General features: G+C 33.9%; 23 protein-coding genes and 1 pseudogene. 7 read left to right on the forward strand and 17 right to left on the reverse strand.

Annotated elements, in window-relative coordinates:
* Positions 1-142 precede the first annotated feature (142 nt).
* On the forward strand, positions 143-1,096 hold the full coding sequence (locus tag MKY00_RS14745; protein ID WP_016717827.1) for a hypothetical protein: 954 nt from the start codon (positions 143-145) through the stop codon (positions 1,094-1,096).
* 72 nt (positions 1,097-1,168) lie between these two features.
* On the opposite strand, the gene MKY00_RS14750 is transcribed toward MKY00_RS14745, so the two are convergent.
* The 4 genes from MKY00_RS14750 to MKY00_RS14765 are packed head-to-tail and all read right to left on the reverse strand — an operon-like array spanning position 1,169 to position 3,292.
* Complete coding sequence (locus tag MKY00_RS14750) at positions 1,169-1,747, reverse strand: HAD-IA family hydrolase (RefSeq protein ID WP_016717828.1); 579 nt, start codon at positions 1,745-1,747, stop codon at positions 1,169-1,171.
* A gap of 23 nt (positions 1,748-1,770) precedes the next feature.
* Complete coding sequence (locus tag MKY00_RS14755; RefSeq protein WP_016717829.1) at positions 1,771-2,352, reverse strand: kinase; 582 nt, start codon at positions 2,350-2,352, stop codon at positions 1,771-1,773.
* Positions 2,352-2,894 carry a GNAT family N-acetyltransferase gene (locus MKY00_RS14760; protein WP_000506665.1) on the reverse strand — a complete coding sequence of 181 codons (543 nt, stop codon included), beginning with the start codon at positions 2,892-2,894 and terminating at the stop codon, positions 2,352-2,354. Before MKY00_RS14760 ends, MKY00_RS14755 begins: the two co-directional genes overlap by 1 nt.
* A gap of 14 nt (positions 2,895-2,908) precedes the next feature.
* Positions 2,909-3,292, reverse strand: a complete 384-nt coding sequence (locus MKY00_RS14765; RefSeq protein ID WP_000364494.1) for a VOC family protein — start codon at positions 3,290-3,292, stop codon at positions 2,909-2,911.
* Between the two features lie 283 nt (positions 3,293-3,575).
* On the opposite strand from MKY00_RS14765, the gene MKY00_RS14770 reads away from it, so the two are divergent.
* Entirely contained in the window at positions 3,576-3,821 is a 246-nt protein-coding gene (locus MKY00_RS14770) for a hypothetical protein (protein WP_000433609.1), read from the forward strand.
* A 147-nt stretch (positions 3,822-3,968) separates the two neighbouring features.
* On the forward strand, positions 3,969-4,262 hold the full coding sequence (locus MKY00_RS14775; RefSeq protein ID WP_000602676.1) for a hypothetical protein: 294 nt from the start codon (positions 3,969-3,971) through the stop codon (positions 4,260-4,262).
* Between the two features lie 112 nt (positions 4,263-4,374).
* Here MKY00_RS14775 and MKY00_RS14780 read toward each other — a convergent pair whose 3' ends face one another.
* Positions 4,375-4,902 (reverse strand): DUF2812 domain-containing protein, encoded by a 528-nt coding sequence (locus MKY00_RS14780; RefSeq protein WP_016717830.1) that lies wholly within the window; start codon positions 4,900-4,902, stop codon positions 4,375-4,377.
* A gap of 7 nt (positions 4,903-4,909) precedes the next feature.
* Positions 4,910-5,227 carry a PadR family transcriptional regulator gene (locus tag MKY00_RS14785; protein WP_016717831.1) on the reverse strand — a complete coding sequence of 106 codons (318 nt, stop codon included), beginning with the start codon at positions 5,225-5,227 and terminating at the stop codon, positions 4,910-4,912.
* Positions 5,228-5,433: 206 nt separating this feature from the next.
* Between MKY00_RS14785 and MKY00_RS14790 the strand changes: the two genes are divergently transcribed.
* Genes MKY00_RS14790 through MKY00_RS14800 form a run of 3 tightly spaced genes read left to right on the forward strand, consistent with a single transcriptional unit; the run spans position 5,434 to position 8,607 of the window.
* Entirely contained in the window at positions 5,434-6,363 is a 930-nt protein-coding gene (locus tag MKY00_RS14790; protein WP_016717832.1) for an AAA family ATPase, read from the forward strand.
* On the forward strand, positions 6,360-7,523 hold the full coding sequence (locus MKY00_RS14795) for a DUF58 domain-containing protein (protein WP_016717833.1): 1,164 nt from the start codon (positions 6,360-6,362) through the stop codon (positions 7,521-7,523). Before MKY00_RS14790 ends, MKY00_RS14795 begins: the two co-directional genes overlap by 4 nt.
* A complete protein-coding gene (locus tag MKY00_RS14800; RefSeq protein ID WP_016717834.1) occupies positions 7,498-8,607 on the forward strand; it encodes a DUF4018 domain-containing protein in 1,110 nt (369 codons plus the stop codon). The genes MKY00_RS14795 and MKY00_RS14800 overlap by 26 nt, the downstream gene beginning before the upstream one ends.
* Before the next feature lie 56 nt (positions 8,608-8,663).
* Here the strand turns inward: MKY00_RS14800 and MKY00_RS14805 are convergent, their stop codons facing one another.
* Both MKY00_RS14805 and MKY00_RS14810 read right to left on the reverse strand, forming a co-directional pair.
* Positions 8,664-10,121 carry an MFS transporter gene (locus MKY00_RS14805; protein WP_001186945.1) on the reverse strand — a complete coding sequence of 486 codons (1,458 nt, stop codon included), beginning with the start codon at positions 10,119-10,121 and terminating at the stop codon, positions 8,664-8,666.
* Positions 10,122-10,359: 238 nt separating this feature from the next.
* Entirely contained in the window at positions 10,360-11,577 is a 1,218-nt protein-coding gene (locus MKY00_RS14810; protein ID WP_016717835.1) for an aspartate aminotransferase family protein, read from the reverse strand.
* Positions 11,578-11,819: 242 nt separating this feature from the next.
* Here MKY00_RS14810 and MKY00_RS14815 point away from each other — a divergent pair, with 242 nt between their 5' ends.
* On the forward strand, positions 11,820-13,226 hold the full coding sequence (locus MKY00_RS14815) for a catalase (protein WP_141114886.1): 1,407 nt from the start codon (positions 11,820-11,822) through the stop codon (positions 13,224-13,226).
* 70 nt (positions 13,227-13,296) lie between these two features.
* Here MKY00_RS14815 and MKY00_RS14820 read toward each other — a convergent pair whose 3' ends face one another.
* The 9 genes and pseudogenes from MKY00_RS14820 to MKY00_RS14860 all read right to left on the reverse strand — a co-directional run bounded on the left by MKY00_RS14820 (position 13,297) and on the right by MKY00_RS14860 (position 22,295).
* Positions 13,297-14,121, reverse strand: a complete 825-nt coding sequence (locus MKY00_RS14820; protein ID WP_016717837.1) for an ABC transporter permease — start codon at positions 14,119-14,121, stop codon at positions 13,297-13,299.
* 14 nt (positions 14,122-14,135) lie between these two features.
* Positions 14,136-14,915, reverse strand: a complete 780-nt coding sequence (locus MKY00_RS14825) for an ABC transporter ATP-binding protein (RefSeq protein ID WP_016717838.1) — start codon at positions 14,913-14,915, stop codon at positions 14,136-14,138.
* Positions 14,916-14,929: 14 nt separating this feature from the next.
* Complete coding sequence (locus tag MKY00_RS14830; RefSeq protein WP_016717839.1) at positions 14,930-15,943, reverse strand: ABC transporter substrate-binding protein; 1,014 nt, start codon at positions 15,941-15,943, stop codon at positions 14,930-14,932.
* Positions 15,944-16,118: 175 nt separating this feature from the next.
* The gene (locus MKY00_RS14835) at positions 16,119-17,564 is read right to left on the reverse strand and encodes an aryl-sulfate sulfotransferase (RefSeq protein WP_016717840.1); all 1,446 of its coding nucleotides are present in this window, start codon (positions 17,562-17,564) and stop codon (positions 16,119-16,121) included.
* Between the two features lie 73 nt (positions 17,565-17,637).
* Entirely contained in the window at positions 17,638-18,117 is a 480-nt protein-coding gene (locus MKY00_RS14840; protein ID WP_016717841.1) for a MarR family winged helix-turn-helix transcriptional regulator, read from the reverse strand.
* A 727-nt stretch (positions 18,118-18,844) separates the two neighbouring features.
* Positions 18,845-19,351, reverse strand: coding sequence for a DUF3902 family protein (locus MKY00_RS14845; RefSeq protein ID WP_016717842.1), 507 nt, complete (start codon positions 19,349-19,351; stop codon positions 18,845-18,847).
* 155 nt (positions 19,352-19,506) lie between these two features.
* Entirely contained in the window at positions 19,507-20,241 is a 735-nt protein-coding gene (locus tag MKY00_RS14850; protein ID WP_016717843.1) for a hypothetical protein, read from the reverse strand.
* Positions 20,242-20,256: 15 nt separating this feature from the next.
* Positions 20,257-21,366: pseudogene (locus MKY00_RS14855) on the reverse strand (DUF58 domain-containing protein).
* Positions 21,363-22,295, reverse strand: coding sequence for an AAA family ATPase (locus MKY00_RS14860; protein ID WP_016717844.1), 933 nt, complete (start codon positions 22,293-22,295; stop codon positions 21,363-21,365). Before MKY00_RS14860 ends, MKY00_RS14855 begins: the two are co-directional and overlap by 4 nt.
* Positions 22,296-22,505 lie beyond the last annotated feature (210 nt).

The following is a 22,505-nucleotide window of genomic DNA, read 5'->3' on the forward strand; positions in this document are numbered from 1 at the left end:
ATTAGAATAACATGAATACTTACAAACACTGAATAATATTTCCTATATTTTCATATCCAATGATAAGTAATATTGCTTTTTCTGTATATTAAAAAGGCGTTTAAAGTACTAGTGTAGAATATAGATTTAGAGGTGATTTTTAATGACAAGTATACAAATCGAAACAAATATACTAAATAAATGGATTGAACAATTTCTACCTGAATATGATTTATTCTTTTTCCCTAAAAAGTATGGAACAGTAGTAGAGCATTTCACATCTAATACTTTACTAATGCCTAAGGAGGAATTTTCTAACCATACCATTTTTAACAATATTAATAGCAGAAATAGTTATCAAGTATGGAATATTCATAAGGACATTCAATTTGTTTGTGTGGCAAACCCTAGTTTGATTATGCAATGGGACAAAGAAACACGCGAAAGGATTTTTCAAATTCAATTTGAAGTTAATAGAGGTTCTATTTATGAATGGGATATAATTGAATGTGTACTAGAAGGTATAACATCTCCTTCAAGTAAAGCAACTATATTGCAACATGTATCTCCTTATTCATTTACATATAATTCTAAGCGTTATATAAGTATGCAAAATGCACTATGGGATAACTTACCTAAAGAGTTTCAATATAAATTCCTACTTCTACTAACAAAACAATTTGTTTATCAAACTTCATTAAGTGAAAAGAAAATCAAAAAATTCGAAGAAAAATTCCCCCATATCGCTCCCTATTTTAATACTTTTTCAACTGCAAACGGAGCAAATTGTCTTGCAGCTACTTTAGCGAGTATTTGTAGTGAAAAATCTGAGGTGAAATGGATAATTACGAAATGGGTACATGATAATAGCTTTCTAAAAGGTTTACAAATAAAAAGGTATAGATTAAAATCAGCTTCCATCGATTCTTTACAACCTAGCGATATCCTTGTTTGGAAAAATGAAAAGAACAAAGTACTACATGCCTCTTTTCATCTAGGCGACGGTTATTTCTTTAATAAAGATGGACAATCATTCTTTAATCCATGGCAATTGGTACACATAGAAACCTTGTTGAATACATGGGGGAACGAACGTATTGAAGTGTATAGAAAATAAAGATGCAATAACTCTAAAAAATAAAGACTGTATCTTTAAATGGAACGATACAGTCTTTAATAATCACTTATTTTATAAAGAAAACCCTCTATCATTCACCACTTTAAAAAATTCCGAGTAATGCGATAAAGAATAATCCGCTACATCACAATCCCCTTGAAACATACATGTTGAAATACCTAATTCTTTTGCAGGTAATAAATCTAACTCTCTATCACCAATAGCTAAATCAATATTGTGCTTTTTATACAAATAATCATAAGATAAAGGGTTCGGTTTTCGGGGGAAACCATCGTCAATTGTAACCATGTCGACGAAGTATTTGTCCCAGCCGTAATATTCTAAAATTTCCATAACCCCCGCCCTATGTTTATGAGTCATAATCACATTTTTATCCGCATATTTCAAAATCTCTTCAACACCTCCAAAAGGTTTCATATCTTTTGGAGTGATTTTCCCCTTCAAAATTTTAATCCTTTCTTCCTGTTCACGTGAAATATTATAATACTGAATTGCATGTGAATATGATATTTTTAGATTTTTGTAAATTTCTTGTTCATCTACACTATCACCCAATATTTCAGATAGCATCATTGTATATGCAGGATACGTATCAAATAACGTACCATCAAAATCCCATAAAATATTCATTATGTCCACCTTCTATTTTCAAATCATTTGATGATTAAATCCGCCCTATCCTTCGGCGATTCCATCTCTAAGTAATAATCCTCTGCTTTCCAATACCTATTTTGAAACTTCGAAAGTTTCTTTTGGGTCTCTTCGCTTTCCCGTAGAAACCGTGTCTCTCTTGGACAATCCAAGTACACCATATAGTGAAAAAAATCTCTCCATTCTTTTCGCTGTAGAAAAACACCTTCAATTACTATGACACCTACTATGGGGATCTGTACTTTTTTCATTTCACATAAGTCTACCTCATCATTATAGAACGGTAATTTCAGTCTCGTTTCATTTTGTAACTTTCGAAAAAATTTCTGCCGAAGCCACTCAATATCCCATTGCAAATAATAATACTCATACCATTCTTCAAATCCGGTATCGTAGCGTTTATTACGCTCCACTATATGATCATCAATATGAAAAATATGAAACGGAATGCTTTCCTGTTTCATATTTTCCTTTAAATTTGCAACAAATGTTGTTTTTCCTGAACGACTTAAACCATCTATACCTAAAATGAATCTATTTTCCCTATGCTTCTTCATAATAGTTATAAGTTCGTTTGTACTCATTATTTCTTCCACTCTTCTTTTAATAAAGAATATAAAATCGTATCATGCGCAACTCCATTTTGAATCATATGTTTTCGAAGTAATCCTTCTTCTTGAAATCCTGCTTTATTTAATAATTTTTGAGAAGCTTTATTTTCTACATATACAACAGCAGCAATTCTTATAAGTTGCAACTTTTCAAACCCGTAAGCTAAAATCGCCTGTAACGCTTCCGATGCGTATCCTTGTCCCCAATATGTATCGTCTAATTCATAACCAATTTCAGCTCGCTTATGATGATGGTTAATTAAATGAAAACCACACGTTCCGATTAATTGGCCCGTCCCCTTTTTCTCTATTCCCCAGCGAAATACACTTCCCTCTTCATAACGATTTTTAAACGTTTGAATCGTTGTTTTCGCTTGCTCAATATTTTCGAAAGAATCCATTCCGAAATAACGTATAACAGATTCTTTTGAAAAATAACGGAACATCGTTTCTGCATCTAACAGCGTTAATTCTCTTAATTGTAAACGTTCTGTTTCTAGTTTCGGAAACCCCATCTCTTTTTCTCCTTCTATTCTAATGAACTGCAAATTTCGATATAATTCCCATCTGGATCAGCAATGTATGCAATTGTTTGTCCCCACGGCTTTACAATTGGTTCAACTAAAATCGTAATACCTTGTTCTCTAAATTGCTCAATCATTTTTTCTACATTTTCAACAACGAATCCTAATTCAAAATGAGAAGATTGTAACTCGCCTTCTGTAAGTGGTAATCCTGTTAATTCTTTCACGTCTTGCCGCGTATTCATTGCTAATATTGTAGATCCCGTATTAAATTCAATATATGTACCGTGCTCTGCTTTTATAGGCAACTGTAAAATATCTTTATAGAATTTTAAACATTCCTCAAACTTTTCTACATATAAAATGATGTACTTCATCTTCAAATCCATTATTAATCCCCCTTTATATCCATCCCTAAAATTTCGACAAAAGTCTCATAAAAACCTTGTTTCCTATAGTAGCGAGCACAAAAAAATGAGGCCGATTTCTCGGCCCCCCAGCTTATTGGCATAAAACAGGAGATTTGGTTTGGACATAACCAGTTCGTACTCTTATTATATTTTATTTTTTCTGAATTTTAAATACATTAAACGCCTATTTATATTGAGAAAGTTTTTTTGTTTGCATAAAATTAATGAGTTTAAGAAATGCTACAAATGGAGGTGTATACATATGGAACCAATGCTATGTCCAAGTTGTAAAACGAACCGCACGCGCTTTAATATTCTTGAGCAACAAGTAAAACCCGTTAAGTTAAATCCACAAACTGGTCAAGTAGAAGAGGAATACACAAATGAAACGATGAATGCTTTTCATATGGCCTATCAAGGACCTACTTACCGTGTCCAATGTGCTGTATGCGGACTTGTTGAAAATCCTGAACAATTTATTAAACCTGCACAAAATCAGTCTTTCTAATAAAAACATGATTATCCCTTGTAGAAATAGATTTTTCTATAAGGGATTTTTTCGTTTAATACGTTAATTAAAAATGTATTTCTTCCTTATTATATATATTAAACTCTACACTTTTTTGGTAATATTTACATAAGGGAGGTAAAACAAATGATTTTAAATAAAAAAATAATGCTTCCATCAACATTTCTACTATTAACTTGTCACATAGTCATCTTTTACTTTTGGATTTTCGACTGGAAGAAAATCTCGACTTCTTACGGTTTAGCTACATGGATACTTTCTACTGTTTGTGGTCTTTTACTTTATTTCATTTATAAAAAACAAAAATCTAATAAAGTGATATTAATTACTAGTTCGTTATTATTAATTACTTCTTCATTTATGATTTTTTTAGGTATCATTACTGGGATTATCTTTGTAACTGTTAGTTCTATGAATTAAAAAGGAAGTCTTTTATTATGTAAAAAAGATCGAACAAAATAAACATATATAAAAATTAAAGGAGCTGATTCTATACAATCCAATCCTCCCCTTTTAATAGTCGCAACCTTTGTTACAATATTTCCTTTTTCATTTTATTAATCTTCCAATATAAATTAATAAGTATATACAAATATAAACAACCAAAAAAATCTACCATACCTTTATATAATCCAGATTCTGATACTCCAAAAAGACATAAGTAAAGTGCTGGAATTAATGTTGCAAACATAATTGCAATGACTTGTAACAACTCAGTAAGTTTTTGTATCTTCGTTTCCTTATCTGAATATATATCAGGCAACTCATTTTCCTCTTCTACCTCTTTGCAAAAATAATTCCATTTCGCAAAACTCGTTACATGTTTCCATCCACACATTTCATATATATCAATATATTCTTTTTTCTTTTCTTTTGAATCTTTATAATCCAACCTAAAATCTGCTTTATAAATTACATCTTTCGGCTCAGTTTTCTTAAACGTATACATCATATTATACCTTTGTAGTGCCCAGCCTTGTTGATGCATTTTTCTTAAAAAGGCTTCCTCTTTTTCTAAACTCCATCCTGCGTAAAATTTAAATACCCTTTTTGTCTCCATCTTCCAATCACTCCCCTAATATACTATTCCCATTTTTAACCGAACGCTGTAATCTGTTGTACTCTAGCTCCAACACTTCTCTCCCAAACGGCGTTAACTCATAGCACTTCTTTCTATCTGTAGAAGCCACTTCAACTATTAACTTCTCTTTTAGTAACTTCGTCGTATTCCCGTATAAAGTTCCAGGACCGAGCTTTACTTCTCCATTTGTCATCTCTTCTACCATTTGCATAATTCCATATCCGTGCATTGGTTTCACTAGTGATAACAATATGTAATATGTCGCCTCAGTTAACGGAATATATTTTCTCGCTTTCGTATTCATTATAACCACCTCCGATACATCGCTTCATGATATATCGACTTACGATACATCGTATACCGATATTATATATTTACATTCCAAAATGTGCAAGAATATACTTTAATAATTGAATATTTATTTCTTTAAATTGAAAAACTGTATAAATTTTCTGAATAATTTGTTAAAATATAGAAATATCCGTTTATATTTTGAAAGGAATGATACATATGATAAATAAATTGAAAGAAAATATAGGATCAGTTTTTGTAGGTAAAGAAAATGTTATAGATTTATTACTCGTTTCCTTGCTTGCTGACGGTCATGTGCTTCTTGAGGATGTACCTGGTACTGGGAAAACATTACTTGCGAAAACACTTTCAAAAAGTATTGGTGGTAATTTTTCTCGCGTTCAATTTACACCCGATGTACTTCCGAGTGATGTGACAGGTATTGAATACTTCAATCCGAAAACGAGCGAATTCGAGTTAAGACTAGGACCAGTCGTGGCAAATATTTTATTGGCAGATGAAATTAACCGTGCAATGCCAAGAACACAGTCTAGTTTATTAGAAGCGATGGAAGAACGACAAGTGACGCTTGAAAAGCAGTCAACTCCTCTTCCAAAACCGTTCTTTGTTATTGCGACGCAAAATCCAATTGAATCACAAGGAACGTTCCCTCTTCCAGATGCACAGCTTGATCGTTTTTTAATGACAATTTCTATAGGTTATCCAAATCCTGAAGATGAACTACAAATGATGCGACGTTTTCGTAACGATGCACCACTAGAAAGTGTCACATCTGTTATTACTTTAGATGATATTTTAGAGGCACAGAAACGAGTGAAAGAAATTTTCGTATCAGAACCGTTAGAACATTACATTATTAAACTTGCTCATGCTACAAGAAATCATGATTATATCGCTAACGGTGTAAGTCCACGTGCCACATTAGCTTTAGTACGTGCTGTTCAAGCGCTAGCCTTTTTACGCGGGAGAGAATATTGCACACCAGAAGATATACAATTGTTAGTTCCTTCTGTTTGGAATCACCGTATCGTCTTATCAATGGAAGGTGCATTACGTACGACAAAAAATGAAATGATGCAAAAGATTTTAAAAGAGGTTGACGTACCAGTGGAGATTGAGCAAGCATGAATGGACAGCGCGTTGTAACTGTACCTTTATTTTTTCAACTTCATATTATTCAACTATCTGTGCCAGGCGCGATACTATTTACATTTTTTATGCCGCAACGAATCATTATGTTTTTCTTTTTCTTCTACTATTTATTTGCGATTTTCATTTATAAATATGTCGCTTACATAGAGAAAAAGTTTCAAGTAATAAATGAGAAACAAACAACTCGGCTTTTCCCTGATGAATCTGGACAGTTTTTTATTCATTTAAAAAATGGAGCAAATATACCACTCGTTAATGGTGTTTGTTATTTTCATTTAGATCCGTCCCTACTACCGAATAAAGATCAAGGAATTGAACAAATATCAAAAACACTATTCTCTTTTCCATTTTCACAACCTGCTCATTCAATGCAAAAATGGGATTTATCATTAACCGCTACGAAGCGTGGCATGTTTCAAATTGAACAATTCGAATGTGTTTTGAAAGATCCTTTTCATTTATTATCTGTACATTTACCTGTATTTGATAAATTAAGAACTGAAATTATTGTGTACCCTTCTCCTAAAGAAGTAGCAGGTTTGCAAGAACTTCAGCAACTTTTAAATGGATCTTATCGAACCAATTTTTCATTTTACAATGATGAAACATCTATTATCGGTGTGAAACGATATGAACGTGAGTCTTTCCGTTCTATTCATTGGAAAGCATCTGCTAAAATACAGGAATTACAGGCGAAGCAATATGAACCTGTAAAAAATTATAGTTGGACGATCTGTCTTTCTTTAGCTGCTGATCGCGGGTTTGGTTGGAAAGATAATATAGAAGATCTTATTTCATTTGCAACATACATTTGTCAATACGCTACGAAGCATCAAATACCGTTTGAATTATTTATTAGTATATTAGCCGAAGGTGGTCCTCTGCACTTACCATTAAATGAAGGGCAAACACATTACGCCAAAGCTTTAGAGGAATTAGCACGTATTTCAGACGATAGCACATTAATTCCGAAACAAGGATTTCTCCATTATACAAATAGAAAAGGAGAACGATTCTCTACAATGATTTACATTGGCTTGCAGAAGAATGACCTCTCTCTTCTATCGCAACCTACGTTTCTCATAAATAACGAAGGGATGGTGGAAAAGCTTGAAAACTTGGCTCTATCACGTTAATGACTTTATTCTGCTGCTCCTCCTTTCGTTATTAACAGAAAGGGACGAACTTGTTGCTGTTGTTATATTTTTAGCAACAGGCTATATTGGTGTATTTCTTGTTCATAAATTAATGAAGAAAAAAACAACAGGATTTGTCATACTGTTAATAACTCAAATAATCGGTTCTTCTATTTTTCTCCCTTTCTCTCTATTTGGCACCATTATGTTACCGCTTTTCTTCTTTATCGTACATGTAGTTGGACCAGGATATCCAGTTCAAAAATCGTTAGGTGGTATTGTTTGGTTTGGTGTTTCAGCCATATTTTATACGCCCTTTCCACCTTTATGGAAACTGTTACTATTAGTTTTACACATTATGATTACATTTTGGTTAACCGGGGTAAATCGTAATCAACAGTTATTACGTTTCGCTTCTATCATTACGATTGGTGTAATGAGTATAGTACTTATTCAAGTGTTTCCTTTCATTCGGCTTGTTTTTTCACTTATCATAGAAGCAGTTGCATTAGGGTTCGGATACGCTATTAATCCATTATTTTCAGCAGCCGCGTTAAAAGAAACAGATGATTTTTGGTCGAATAAAGGAAATCTAAAAGATCCTACAATTAAGGATGGATTGGAGCCACATCCTTTTGATCCAACTCTTATAAATAGCATAACCATAATAGCCTGTGCAGCCATTGCTATTTATGTCGTTTGGAAAATAATAAAAAAACGAAAAAAATTCAGTTTACCAAATATACCTGTCTTTGAATCTACTATCATCACTGATAAAGAAGGCATGAGCCAAAAACGTTTGAAACGAAACAAACCGCCACATAACGAAATTCGAAAAGAGATTTTTAAGCTTGAAAGTAAGTTAACTCCCCCTTTAAATAGAAATCGAGGAGAAACTATTGAGGCATGGTTAGATAGAATAAATAGTGAAGAAGATGTAAATATTCAAAGTCATATTATTATTAATGCTTATAATACAGTGCGTTATTCAAATGAGGAAAACACCGTACTTTTGCAGGAATTTAAGGATGAAATTCATAAGCTTTACATGTATCAGAAGGATTTAAAGAAAAGGAAAAAATAATACAACAAAAAGACTCCTATTTTCATAGGAGTCTTTTTATACTTCTACGTTATTTTTTAAATTGAGGCGTTTTTCCCTGCTTCAATCTCTAATGACTCTTCATGCCACCAAAGTGTTTCTTCAGGGTCTTCTTTAGCGATTTGGTGTGCTTCTTTTTTCGTTTCTACTGTAGGATATGAACCTTTTAGCGCGCGTCCTGATGTTGTAACGAATAGAACACTAAATACGACTAATCCAATGATACTTACACCTGTTAAATAAAATGCCGGTGCTAGCGGGTTACCAGTCGCATGAACTAAGTATGAACATACAAGTGGTGTTGTTCCACCGAATATTGATACAGAAATATTAAATGAGATCGAAAGTGCTCGATAACGTACATCGGTGAAAAAGAGTGATGGTAATAATGAAGGTAATGTTCCTTCATACACACTTAGGAAGAAACCTAATACGAAAATACCTGCAAATATAGCGGCAATATGTCCGTTACCAATCAGTAAAAATGCTGGAATGGCAAATACAGTTAAACCAAGTAAGCCGATTTGCACGACGCGTTTATTACCAATTTTATCACTTAATTTACCGAAATAAAGTGCTAGCGGAATCATAAGTGCCATCGTAATTGAAATAATTAATAAACCAGTTGTTTCTTTGACTTTAAGTACTTGAGTTAGATAAGAAGGAATATACGAAAGAATCATATAATTTGTAATATTAAAGAAGGCGACAATTACTGTGCTTAATAAGAAGTCTTTTTTGTGATATTTCATAATATCCATAAATGAAAATTGTTCATTGTCTTCAGATTCCTCTTGTGCTTTTTCCATCTCTTCAAAGATAGGAGATTCATCTAAATGACGGCGTAAATATAAACCGACCAAGCCAATTGGTGCAGCTATTAAGAAAGGAATACGCCAGCCCCAGCTGAGCATTTGTTCATCTGTTAACAATAACGTCAAAATGGTAACAATTACCGAAGCAGCAATGTAACCTGAGAGTGTTCCAATTTCAAGACCACTACCGAGTATACCACGCTTTTTATCTGGAGAAGATTCTGCGATATAAACCATTGCTCCTGAATATTCGCCGCCTGTAGAGAAGCCTTGAATCATTCGGGCAACTAAAAGTAGTATTGGTGCCCATACACCAATTTGTTCATAGGTTGGTAGTAATGCGATGAATAATGTAGAAAGTGCCATTAAAATAATAGTAGTACTTAACACGATTTTTCGGCCGTACTTATCTCCTATTCTACCAAAGAATACACCCCCGATTGGTCGAACGAGAAAGGCTGCAGCAAATGTACCGAATGTAAGTACAAGTTGCAATCCACTATTATCAACACCTGAGAAGAATAATTGACTTAAAATTACCGCTAAATACGCGTATAATCCGAAGTCAAACCACTCCATTGCATTCCCTATACCAGTAGCAACTACTGCTTTCCTGGCTTGTTTAGGATTGACAATATTAACGTCTTGAGGTTCAAAATTTAAATCATTATTTTGTTGCATATAATAAAACAGCTCCTTATTTAATTTAACTTCTTTAAGCACACCTTCTCTTATTGAATAAAATTAATTCGAAGCACTTAAGGAAAATTAACGTCTCCTTATCTGTTATTATTGTTTCACATAATTAATTATTTGTCCAATGAGATGCTCTCTATGTTAAGTAATTTACTATTTTAAAAAGCTGAAGAAGCCGCTAAAATAGCGCCTTCTTCAGCTTTTTATATTTTTTTATATTTTTTTAAATACTTGCTGTAGCAGCTATGTTATGAACACAAGAAATAAACTCATAAGTGAATGCGTCAATTTCCTCTTTCGTAATAATATACGGCGGAAGTAATCGAATAATATTCCCTTGTGTTACATCGACTAACATTCCTTTATTCATTAACTCAATCTGTAATTTCTTCACATTTTCATTCGTGTCATTCACACTTATTCCAAACATCATCCCCGCATGACGCACTTCCTGAATATAATAAGAATTTTCTTTCTGAATGTCTTGCAGTTTGTCATTCAAATATAGTGACGTTTCATATGCTTCTTGCATTAAACCATCGTCAAGTAATGTATTTAATACCGTTAAACCTAAAGCCGTTCCCATTGATGAATGAGCAAATGTTGTACCGTGATCTCCTGGTGCAAATACATCACATAACTTTTCACCTACAATAATTCCGCCAAATGGTATCCCGCCTCCTGCTCCTTTACCAATTTGAATAATATGTGGTGTAATATTGAAATTTTGATAAGCGAATAGTTTTCCTGTTCTCCCCATACCACTTTGAACTTCATCAACGATAAGTAGTACATTATATTTCTCACATAAATTTTGAACACCATGTAAATATTCACCCGATAATGGATAAATTCCCCCGCTTCCTAATACAGGTTCTAACATAATTGCAATTGGATTTTCATGAATAATTGTTTCTTCTAATTGCTCTATATTCTCGCGCTCAACTTCATATACCGGGATCGATGTTTTAGGGAAATTTTGATATACACTTTCTTGTCTCGTAAAATGAAGTGCTCCTAACGTACGCCCGTGGAAACTATTTTTCAGCACTACAATTCCTTCACGTTCTTCATGCATAATAGCTCTATATTTATCAATTAATTTCAACGTTGTTTCTGTCGCTTCCGTACCAGAGTTTGTAAAAAAGACCTTTCCGTTTTTTAAAGAGCAATCAACTAATTTCTTTGCATACTCAATTGCAACTGGGTTTAAAAAATGAAACGGTAGATGCAACGACTTCGTAACTTGATCCATTGTCGTTTGCACAATTTTCGGATGATTGTATCCTAATACATTTACGCCTACACCAGAAAATAAATCTAAATACTCTTTACCATCCACATCATACAGCTTACACCCTTCTCCTCTTTCTATCGCAAGCTTTGTACGACAGTACGTTGACATCATATACTCTTTATCTAATTGAAACCAATCCGACATGTTACATTCCTCCTAGTTATTCTCCCTGTTTTATTTCTGTTCATTTTCTTTAAATTCATATATAAATTCATTTTTAAGTTTAAAATTTTAATAGTAATGTTCTTCCCGATATTCATTTTTCCATAATTTCTTCTATTTCAACAGGTCCACTACATACGCGTTTTTCTCATCTAGCGGTCTGTTACTAGTTTGAACTTAGCGTGTTATACATAATCAACGCTATAAAATCATATTTAGTAACAATGGACAAAAAAGATTTGGAGGCTATATTGATGGATGAAAACTATGATAAACAGAGGCAATCTTTACTAGGGAAAGACTTTAATGATAATGAAGAACGTAATGAACAAGCTATACTTCACTCTCAAACAGTTGGTTCACGTGGACCTGTTCTAGAGCAAGATAGTGTGCTTCACGAGACGTTACAACAATTTATTCACGAAAAAATTTTAGAAAGACCTGTTCATGCAAAAGGATTTGGTGCGTTCGGTTATTTTCAAACGATCTATCCCATGTCTGAACATACGACACTAAGCTTTCTACAAAATTCTAATGAAAAAGTTCCTGTTATGGTACGATTTTCATTAGCTGTTAGTACGAAAGGAACACCTGATACTTTAAGAAATGTACGCGGTTTCGCTACAAAATTTTATACAAAGGAAGGCATTTTCGATCTTTTATGTAACCACATCCCTGTCTTTTCTGTACGCGATCCGATGCGTTTCCCTGAAACCATTCAAGCGTTGTCACCTTCCCCTAAAAATAACTTACTAGACCCGAATAGATTTTGGAGTTTTGTCGCTAGAGCACCTGAATCCATTCATTTTGTTGTCCGTTTGTACTCTAATAATGGTACGGCCAAAAGCCTTCGCCACATTCCAGGACATAGTGTAAATACATATGTTTGGAGAAATGCAGAAGGTAATCGAAAGTATGTAAAGTATCATTGGTACCCATTTGAAGGTGTACAATTCATTACTAATGAGGAAGCGAATAAACTAGCTGCCGAAAACCCTGATTATAGCGGGAAAGATTTATATGATGCAATTGCAAACGGTAAGCCAGTGGAATACGGTTTATATGTCCAGCTCATGGATCCGAAAGATGAAGAACATCTTTCTTATGACCCTTTAGATGATACAAAAGTATGGAATGAAAAGTCGTATCCTCTTATACCAGTAGGCAAAATGGTATTAAATAAAAATCCTGAAAATTATATGGAGCAAGTAGAAAAAGTCGCCTTCTCCCCTTCTAATTTACTGGACGGTGCTGAATTATCAGATGATAAAATGTTGCAAGGTCGCGCTAACATTTATAGTGATTCTCAAAGAAGAAGAATTGGATCTGAATTCCGTAAATTACCGATTAACCAACAGCAAAATTGGACACCTGCTAATCAAATTACGAGCGGAGACGGAAGATACGTTGAAGGTAAACTTGGAAGAACTTCTATTACGAAACAGGATGACTTTACGCAGCCCGGTGAATTTTATGCGCAGTTACAACCGATTGAAAAAGAACATCTTGCTGAAAATCTAGCTGGTGATTTGAAAGTTATATCCGATGATATTAGAAAGGTCGTTTTAAGGTATTTTCATAACGTGTCAGTTGATTTAGCACAGAAAATTGAAATCGAAATAAAAAGATAACACACAGCAACTTTTATTCAAACAAAAGAGCCCTTCACCTGATCTATTTTGATTAAGTGAAGGGCTCTTTTCATTTTTTCACAACATTATATCGTTTAAGAACAACTCTTCCAAATTGATTAAATATACGATCCATAAGGAATCCCATTAGTCCAAGGACTACAAGACCGACAAAAATCCAATCTGTTTTGAAATATAACCTTGCATTCCAAATCATATAGCCAATTCCTTCATTGGCTGCAACCATTTCAGCACCAACAATCGCCATGAAAGATGATCCCATCGCAAGTTTTGCGCCGGTATACATATAAGGAAGTGCAGCAGGTATGATGACATGGAACATAATTTGCCATTCCGATGCTCCCATACTTCTCGCTGAACGTATTTTATCCTCTTCAACAGCTTGCACACCGGTAATTGTGTTAATCGTCACAATAAAGAAAGTTGCATACATAATGAGGAAAATTTTTGATTGCTCTCCAATACCAAACCAAAGCATAAATAATGTTATAAAGGCAAGAGGTGGAATAAAGCGAATAAAATTGATAACTGGATCAAATAGCGCTCTTAACCATGGGATTCGGCCAATTAATAATCCTACCGGAATGGCTACAAGATTCCCTAAAATCCATCCTGCTATTACTCTTAAAAAACTAACGCCTATATATATAAATAAGGAGCCATTTTGACTCAGTTCAATTGCTCCATACAAAACTGCTATCGGACTTGGCAAAAATTGCGGATCAGAAAAATTCGCTACAACACTCCATATCGTAAGGATAAGTATCCAAGCGATAATTCCACTTTGTAATAGCTTCTTTTGTAAACCAATCTTGAAATTCTTTGTTTCATAAATAGTCTCTTTTCTTGCAATCTCATTTTTCAATGTACTCATATTCGGACTTCCTTTCAATCAAAGTGTGATTGAATCATTTGGTAATAGTAATTAAATTCTTTATCTGTAAATGTTCTCGGATACGGTAGTGGAATATCATAAATCTTTTCAATTTTTGAAGAAGGTCCTTTAGACATTACCCCAATTCTTTGCCCAAGTAATAGTGCTTCTTGAATATCATGCGTGACAAAAATAATCGTTTTGTTTGTTTCTTTCCAAATTCGAATTAGCTCTATTTGCATCGTTCTTCGAGTCATTGCATCAAGCGCTCCAAACGGTTCATCCATTAATAAAAATTCCGAATCGTTGGCTAAAACACGTGCTAATTGAACTCTTTGTTTCATTCCTCCAGAAAGTTCTCTCGGATATTTCCCTTCATGCCCATCTAGGCCCACTAGTTTTATATATTGAGAGGAGATTTCATTTCGGGTTTGCTTTATCATTTTTTTCATTTTCAAACCAAATTCAACATTTTCTTTAATTGTCAGCCACGGGAACAGAGCTGCGTCGGCTTGTTGAAAAACGACACCGCGATTTCTATCCGGCTTCTTTATTTCTTCATGATTTACCATAAGTTCTCCTGATGTTTTTTCAACAAATCCAGCAATCATACTGAGCAACGTAGATTTTCCGCATCCGCTTGGGCCAAGTAATATAAAAAACTCACCACTCCCAATTGTTAAATTTACATCCTCTAAAACAAACTGTTCGTTATTAAATGATTTAGATAACCGAGAAATAGAAATGGCTACAGGAGATTTCAATACTTCTTTTTCACTTACTGTACTCACCATACTTCACTCCTATTCTATTTATAAGTAACAGATTCAGGGAAAGCTTTCTTAAGTGCTTCAAGATTAATTTTATCTTTCAATTCATATTTATCTTTCAGTTTTTCTTTCTCTTCTAACCATACTTTCATATCTTCTAAATGTTTCGCGTCCTCCTCTGTAAATCCAAGAACATAGTTTTGTCTTTCAATATCTTTTAACGCATCTTTCTCTGGTAGTTTCAATTGTTCAAAAGCTAGCTTAGCAGTTTCTTTTTTATTATGGTCTACATATTTAATTCCTTCAGATAGAGCCTTAAGTGTATTTTCAACAGCTTTTGGATTCTTCTCCACAAATGATCTTTTTGCAAGTAGATAGCTGTCAATTGTGACACCCGCACTTTCTAAATCACCTAATTTTGTTACACCTTTTATATTTTTAAATTTATCTTTTAGTGCACCAGAACTCCAAACCGCATCAATATCACCATTTTTCATTCCTACAATCGCTTCGTCTGGTGTACTATATGGAACGAAGGTAATATCCTTTTCATTAATATGTTTTGCTGCCAAATACTTCGCCCAAACATACTCCGTTACTGTCCCTTTAGGTACGCCTAACTTTTTACCTTTTAAATCATTTTCTGTTTTAATGCCCTCTCTAACTAGAAGCTCATTGTCTTTTGATGATTTTTCATTTCCACGGGTAAGTGTTGAAATTACGACCATATCCCCTTTTCCTAAAGAGTTTAAAAGTGCATAATCAGCAGCAAGACCTGTATCAGCCTGTTCCGTTAACACCGCATTAACTGTATCGATGCCATAAGCAAAATTTGATAGTTGAGCTTTCATACCATTTTTCTCAAAATAGCCTTGTTTCTCAGCAGCTCTAAACTGAAAAGATCCGCCCGCAGCTGTATCTATAGCCAATTTGACTGTGGTCGTTTCTTTCCCATTACTTTTTGTCGTTCCTGCACTTTCATTCGAGCATCCCGCGATAGCTAAACTAGTAATCATTGATAAACTTAAAAATAAAGGCTTTAGTTTCACCATTTATCATTCCTCCATAACAATTTGTTCAAACTTGAAGTAGAATGTGCTTCACCAAAATATTACATTAAATTATTACAAATAAAGAAATGGCAATATTTTGTCGTATAACAAACCTATCAAATTAATTTTTAAAAGTGTGGGAAATTACGCTTCCCCACACTTTTAACCCTAAGCATTAATCTCGTTTTTTATTTGTTTCATCTAATGTCGCTACACAAAAATCTCCAGTGCCGTAAGATTGTGTCCCTTCGACTGTCACAACAGATTCCGTACCAGTTTCTGCTGCATTTGGCACTCTAAATGCAGCTATATCAAGAGGAATAATTTCTTTCTCCTCTGGTTTTTCTAATTGAGGCACCCACTCATACGGAACACGATAAGCACGATAAACCATATTTGAATTCCTGTTATTTTTATAAGGTGATATATATTCCCAAACAAGCTCATGCTCACGAGTCACTTCAAAAATTCGACCATCAGCACCCTCTGTAATTAATGTATTTCCGTTTGGCAGCCTTTGGGCAGAGCTAATATACGGACTGTAAAATCTGTACGAATCTAAAGGCGCTTGATATCCCGCTTCAGTTGGCGTATATTGCCATTCAATTTCTAAAGTTACTGGATTAATTTCTAAAATTCTCGAGTGATCACGAACAGCATTTTTGGAACCATATGGAGATGCTGGGTTTGGAAGACCATATCCTGCCCAACCACCATTATCAAATACGAGTAAATTTCCTTCTCCTGGCAATCCTTTCGGAATGATATGTGCATGATGTTGTCCAATGATCCATCCTAAATGCTTAACATCAGGACTTGAATAATCTGGACCAAGTTTCCAAACTATATTTCCACTCTTTTTATCGATAATAGCAATGATATTTGATTCCCTAGCATCCCAAATAATATTATCTGGATGAAAACGTTCATCTCCTTGATCATAAAACTTATTCGGACCAATTGTAGACATAGAATTGATATGCATCCAATCTCCATCCGAATTCGCACCAAAGGACCTTACATTCGGATTACGGAACAATACATTTTTAGCACTTTCATCAAATCCAAGCTCCTCAAAATGATCACTGACAGCCCATTCCCAAACAATATTTCCTTCCCAATCTACTTCAATAATTACATCATCTAATAACGGCTTATCAGAGATATTTGGATTATGTACATTTTTATGGGCTAAAATTAACGTATTTCCACTTTCTGTTTTTGGCTCTAATCCTGGTGCATAGTAACCGACAGGATTTCCTTCACGTTGGTAATCATGATGAGCTCTAGCCATCCACTCAGGAGCATGACCTGGGTCTTCAATATGTTCCAAGCGGTTAAATTTCCATACGATGTTTCCCTCCCAGTCAACTTGAACTAAATCGACTTCATCCTGAAAACCATACTCAGGATCTCTTTGCGCTGTATGACCAAACACATACCCTCCTGGTAACACCTTATTTGGAAACCCGCGTAGTCCTTTCCATAAGTGTACTTCCTTCCCATTCATATCAATTAATAGCGCGCCATGATCTGCAGCTTGATAAATTGTATAACCACTCCAAGCTTTCCCAGGATTATATACTGTTGCTCCTGTTGGATAAATTGTTGGATGTCCCATTCTTTCCACTCCTATTCATATTAATGTTTTTTGAATTTTCCAACCTAAATAACTAGAGTAATAGCATTCTTCGTTACTCCTCCGTATTCTCATTACTTAGTTTCATAATTGTATAAGAGAGATGTTCTACATTATGGGCTAAGCGTTTAAAAACTTCGATTTGTACATGTAATTCTTCTATTGAAAATCCATCGAATAAAACAGACATAAAGCACGTTTTTATTTTATGATTTCGCTTTATGAATTTCAGGCCATCTTCAGTAATATCAAGTAAAACGATTCGTCTATCTTCCTGATGACGCTTCCGAACAGCCAATCCTTTCTCTTCCAACTTATCGCATAACGCTGTAATTGCTCCCGATGTCAAATCAAGTTCTTCTGCTAAATGCGTTAGACGTTGCTCACCATCCTGAATAATTTTGTTTAATATTAAGAATCCCGGCAACATAATACCTTCAATCTTAATTTTGTCGCGTTCCTTCACAAATTTACGAACCATTTTACGAAATAACCAATCTGTTTCTTCAATTGATGTTGGCATAGTTTTGTTCATATCTCCCCCGCTCCTTGCTCTATGAATAATACAAAAAGGCACGAACACATTTCAAAATTACGAAATGTATACGTGCCTTTGGTTATCCAATCAGCTATTCAAATTGTTTTAGCGTTAAAATAATGAGTGGTAAAATAAGTAATAACCACATATTAATCCACTAATACCTATCTGTCAAGTTGGTTTTGAAAATATTTTTTCCTGTTAATATTTTTGAGATTATTTATATATAACTCCATTCATAACAATACACTTTAGGAATTTAAGTATGTTGCATTCTTTAATAATTTGTGTGGACTTCTTGTACCGTCTATTATTTCAACATGTTCTCGTAATTGCTTGTTACTCCATCTAAACTGATTTTGTCCCAATGTATTTCACTCCAAATCAATTTACTTTTTTATTAAAACAAAATAATTAACAAACTAAAGTATTATCCATTCATAACTCCCCTGTATAGCCCCTATACCTCTCATTATATGGAATACTCCCAAAGATAACAATTTTCAAAACAAACAACACCTCTTTGTCCCACAACAAAAAGGATGTCATGCAACTTACATCCTTTTTATACTAAACTATAAGATTGAATTGCACTTTGAAATACACTTGTATCATATTTATGTTCTACATATACTTAATACCATATCATGAATGTTAATACTGTCCTTATTTGTGAAATTTAAAAAGCATCTCTTTTATTTAAACAACTAATCTATATTCACCTTTACCATCCTGCACTAGCGTTCATACCATTTCCGATAATAGAAAGTAATAGTGGCCATAATACTGGTCCTAACGTAAGAAGTAGATTTACAAGTATAAGTATTCTATATACACCGGTGAAATTATGATTTTTATGATTAACAAATACGAGACTGACTAATGATAGTATGGTCGTTAAAAATAACACTAACATTACCAACCAATACCACACCATTAAACTGAGACTCCATGGTGTTAATAGCTCGTGTATGATACAAAATGAGATTCCTAATACAGCAAAACTAAAGCTAGTCACCGCTGTTTTTATTAGCCATTTACTTATTTTTTTATCGTATGTAGTTTTACAATATAAATCTATTAAAGTATATAAAGATAAATATGCCATTAATACGCCTATCCAAGACAATAACCAGTCTCCGTCCCCTTTGAATAATAAGAACAGCAACCAACACATACCTACTGCAGAAAAAACAAAAGAAATAAGTATGCTTTTTAATACTGATTTCATTACATTTTCACACCCTTAAAAAACTTAAAAATTAATTATAATTTATAAAAATTAAGTATAGGTTAACATTTAATGAAGTATAAGTAAATAAAGTTAATTTATAGTTCATTTCATTTTAATCAAATTTCCGTATAAAAAAAAGAAAAGGTGGATATTTACATATCCACCTTCCCATCTCCCTCTACCCACTTCATTATTTCTTCCACCTCTAAATCCGTATACGTCTTTTCCCCATAACGAACAGACTCATATAGCGGGATAATATCCCTTGTTCTACAAATTCTTTTTAACCACTGTTGCATCGTTTCATAAGACCTTCTCTGTTCATGAAATGGTAAAGTTCTTTCCCATTCAACTAACGTTTTCCTTATCGTATCTTTAGGCAACGGCTGTTCAAACTGATGCATCACTTTCTTATTCTTTTCGGTTCTATCCGTATTTTCTTTTGTTATCGATTGTTTATCCTGTTCTATTTCTGATTTCTTTACCTTTTTCCTCATTAATTTATAAAAAACATATAAAATGACCACTGCAATAATTACACAAAAAACGACACTAATCCATGAATTTGAAAGAACAGAAAACACATCAGTCCATGAATTTTTTCGTACAAAAAGTGGAATTTCCCTATCTATTTTTGTTTTTGTATCTACAACTCCTGTTTCTTCATCTATAATTCTTTCAGGTTCATCAAACTGTGAGTCTACACTAGTAAAATCATAATTTCTTTCTGATATTGTCTCCGTCTTACTAGAAAAAAGGCCTTTTACTATGTCTTGTACATGCACAACACCTTGCGAAAACGTTATCGCACTAACCGTAAAGAAAAGTAGTATTAATACTCTAACACTCCACAACTTTACTTTCATATGTCTCTCTTTATTAACCATGACATAAACCCCTTCTTATTCTTTAATTACAACCCATCTATTCGTTCTGGTGTATTTCCTTGGGGAAGTACCAAGAATTAAAGGAACTGCATCCAATTCTTTTCGACGAAAGCCTGCTGTGTAAAAATAAGTGGAAGATACAGGAGTATCTTGGTCCGATATTGAGGCAAGTACTTTTAATACATTTTGCAAATGTTTCCGGTTATGACCGTTCTTTATATGCAACAATCCATTATCTTTTACACTATTGATCTAAACTTCAAATGAACAGTTTTGCATGAGCAGTTGTTTACATATGCCTGCTGTTAATTCAATTAATTCCTCTGTATCATTTCTCAAAGAAATACCGCTTTTATTTTGCAAGTTAAGATATATCGCATATTTATCTGATTGTGTTCGCTCGTACTTTTTCGCGATTATCGTCCCTGTTTTCGCTGTTGCACTCCAGTGGATAGAACGAAAATCTTCATTTTCATACGACTTCACTCCCATTACTTTCGTTTCATCATATAAGGGTGATGACATCGCTTTTCGAAATCCTCGTGACCATTCTTGTAATTCAGGAACTTGCATTTTCGGAACAGCTGGTAAAACTAAATAGGACGGCGTTTCAACTTGTTTATATGTAATATGGTTCGTTGTGAATCCAAAAGGATCCGTAATGACAATTTCTACTTCTTCCCATTTCGCAATTCCTCTTTTTACAGCTACAGCTTGCAAATCAAATGAAACTGACTCTCTTCCTTTTAAATTAAAATTCATATAATAATTTGAACCTGTATTCGTATTTTTGTTTATTTCATCATGATTCCAAGTTAGCTTATTTTCACATTTAAATCGAAATACGATATTGAAAATAGGGAATAACGACTTGTTTGAAATTTTTACTTTGCACACATTCGCTTCACCTATAAAAACGTTTGAATTCCCTTGACTGTATTCCCATTCAACACGAGATACTTTACGTATGTACACATGCATCGCACCTATTAAAATTACATACAAAAATACGAGAGATAAAAAAAGTAGATTACTTGAAAATATACATAAAATAACGGCTAGAACTGACATAACTCCCATTACGAAAGGCTCCGCTAAAGGTGTATACACACGTTGTTGATTCATCGTACATTCTCCACTGGCACATTAATTGTATGAAGAATTTCTTTCATGATTTGTTCTTTCGTCGTTTTCATCTCCCCTTCAATCGTTAACGTTAAACGATGAGCGCAAACCGATGCAGCGAGTGTCTTAATATCATCTGGCGTACAATAATCTCTTTCATTTAATATTGCCCTTGCTTGAATCGCTCTCATAAATGCCAATGTCCCCCGCGGGCTTACTCCAATTTCAATTAACTCATGTTTACGCGTTGCCTCAATAATTTCAAGTAGATAATCTTGCACATCATTCCCTACTAACACTTCTCTTGCTCGTTTTTGCATCTTAATAATTTCTTCACTTGAAATAATAGAATGTAACGTTTCTAATGGATCATTCATTTGAAACCGATTCATCATTTCCTTTTCAGCTTCTCTCGTAGGATAACCTTGGCGTATTGTGAGTAAAAACCGGTCTAACTGAGCATCTGGCAACGGAAATGTGCCCGCTGATTCGAGTGGATTTTGCGTAGCTATAACTAAAAAAGGTTCTGGTAAGAAATGCGTCTGTTTCGCAATTGTAACAGTACGCTCTTCCATAACTTCGAGTAACGAAGATTGTGTTCTCGGTACAGCCCGATTAATTTCATCCACCAATACTATATTTGCAAAAATAGGACCTAACCTCGTTTTAAACTCCGATTCCTTCACATTAAAATATTCAAGGCCAATAACATCTCCAGGCAAAGTATCCGCTGTGAATTGAATTCTTTGAAATTTAGCGTCCACACTTTTAGCCAAACTTTTCGCTAATGTTGTTTTTCCTGTCCCCGGTACATCCTCTAATAAAATATGCCCTCTTGCTATAAGAGCTATAGCTGCAAGTTCAATCGCTTCATCTTTTCCTATAATAACCTTCGAAATATTGTTCGTAATTTTCTTTAATGTACTCATATATCAACCTACCACCTTTAAATTTTCTAAAAATTAAGAATATATACTTTCCAAATTATAACATATGAAACTAAGTTGAAACAGAACAACAAGCAAACTTATATTTTTTCTTTACTCCACGTAAAAAAGCACCTATTGTCCTCTGTTGACAATAAAGTGCTTATCTCACGTGATTTTCATATTGGGCATTTGACACCTTATATACATTCA

Source organism: Bacillus sp. FSL R9-9834, from assembly GCF_038006905.1.
Lineage (GTDB): Bacteria > Bacillota > Bacilli > Bacillales > Bacillaceae_G > Bacillus_A > Bacillus_A pacificus.

Bases quoted from the DNA above. Each gene is read 5' to 3' on its own strand.
- MKY00_RS14745 (WP_016717827.1), top strand. From the start codon at position 143: ATGACAAGTATACAAATCGAAACAAATATACTAAATAAATGGATTGAA.
- MKY00_RS14750 (WP_016717828.1), bottom strand. From the start codon at position 1,747: ATGAATATTTTATGGGATTTTGATGGTACGTTATTTGATACGTATCCT.
- MKY00_RS14755 (WP_016717829.1), bottom strand. From the start codon at position 2,352: ATGAGTACAAACGAACTTATAACTATTATGAAGAAGCATAGGGAAAAT.
- MKY00_RS14760 (WP_000506665.1), bottom strand. From the start codon at position 2,894: ATGGGGTTTCCGAAACTAGAAACAGAACGTTTACAATTAAGAGAATTA.
- MKY00_RS14765 (WP_000364494.1), bottom strand. From the start codon at position 3,292: ATGGATTTGAAGATGAAGTACATCATTTTATATGTAGAAAAGTTTGAG.
- MKY00_RS14770 (WP_000433609.1), top strand. From the start codon at position 3,576: ATGGAACCAATGCTATGTCCAAGTTGTAAAACGAACCGCACGCGCTTT.
- MKY00_RS14775 (WP_000602676.1), top strand. From the start codon at position 3,969: ATGATTTTAAATAAAAAAATAATGCTTCCATCAACATTTCTACTATTA.
- MKY00_RS14780 (WP_016717830.1), bottom strand. From the start codon at position 4,902: ATGGAGACAAAAAGGGTATTTAAATTTTACGCAGGATGGAGTTTAGAA.
- MKY00_RS14785 (WP_016717831.1), bottom strand. From the start codon at position 5,227: ATGAATACGAAAGCGAGAAAATATATTCCGTTAACTGAGGCGACATAT.
- MKY00_RS14790 (WP_016717832.1), top strand. From the start codon at position 5,434: ATGATAAATAAATTGAAAGAAAATATAGGATCAGTTTTTGTAGGTAAA.
- MKY00_RS14795 (WP_016717833.1), top strand. From the start codon at position 6,360: ATGAATGGACAGCGCGTTGTAACTGTACCTTTATTTTTTCAACTTCAT.
- MKY00_RS14805 (WP_001186945.1), bottom strand. From the start codon at position 10,121: ATGCAACAAAATAATGATTTAAATTTTGAACCTCAAGACGTTAATATT.
- MKY00_RS14810 (WP_016717835.1), bottom strand. From the start codon at position 11,577: ATGTCGGATTGGTTTCAATTAGATAAAGAGTATATGATGTCAACGTAC.
- MKY00_RS14815 (WP_141114886.1), top strand. From the start codon at position 11,820: ATGGACAAAAAAGATTTGGAGGCTATATTGATGGATGAAAACTATGAT.
- MKY00_RS14820 (WP_016717837.1), bottom strand. From the start codon at position 14,121: ATGAGTACATTGAAAAATGAGATTGCAAGAAAAGAGACTATTTATGAA.
- MKY00_RS14825 (WP_016717838.1), bottom strand. From the start codon at position 14,915: ATGGTGAGTACAGTAAGTGAAAAAGAAGTATTGAAATCTCCTGTAGCC.
- MKY00_RS14830 (WP_016717839.1), bottom strand. From the start codon at position 15,943: ATGGTGAAACTAAAGCCTTTATTTTTAAGTTTATCAATGATTACTAGT.
- MKY00_RS14835 (WP_016717840.1), bottom strand. From the start codon at position 17,564: ATGGGACATCCAACAATTTATCCAACAGGAGCAACAGTATATAATCCT.
- MKY00_RS14840 (WP_016717841.1), bottom strand. From the start codon at position 18,117: ATGAACAAAACTATGCCAACATCAATTGAAGAAACAGATTGGTTATTT.
- MKY00_RS14845 (WP_016717842.1), bottom strand. From the start codon at position 19,351: ATGAAATCAGTATTAAAAAGCATACTTATTTCTTTTGTTTTTTCTGCA.
- MKY00_RS14850 (WP_016717843.1), bottom strand. From the start codon at position 20,241: ATGGTTAATAAAGAGAGACATATGAAAGTAAAGTTGTGGAGTGTTAGA.
- MKY00_RS14860 (WP_016717844.1), bottom strand. From the start codon at position 22,295: ATGAGTACATTAAAGAAAATTACGAACAATATTTCGAAGGTTATTATA.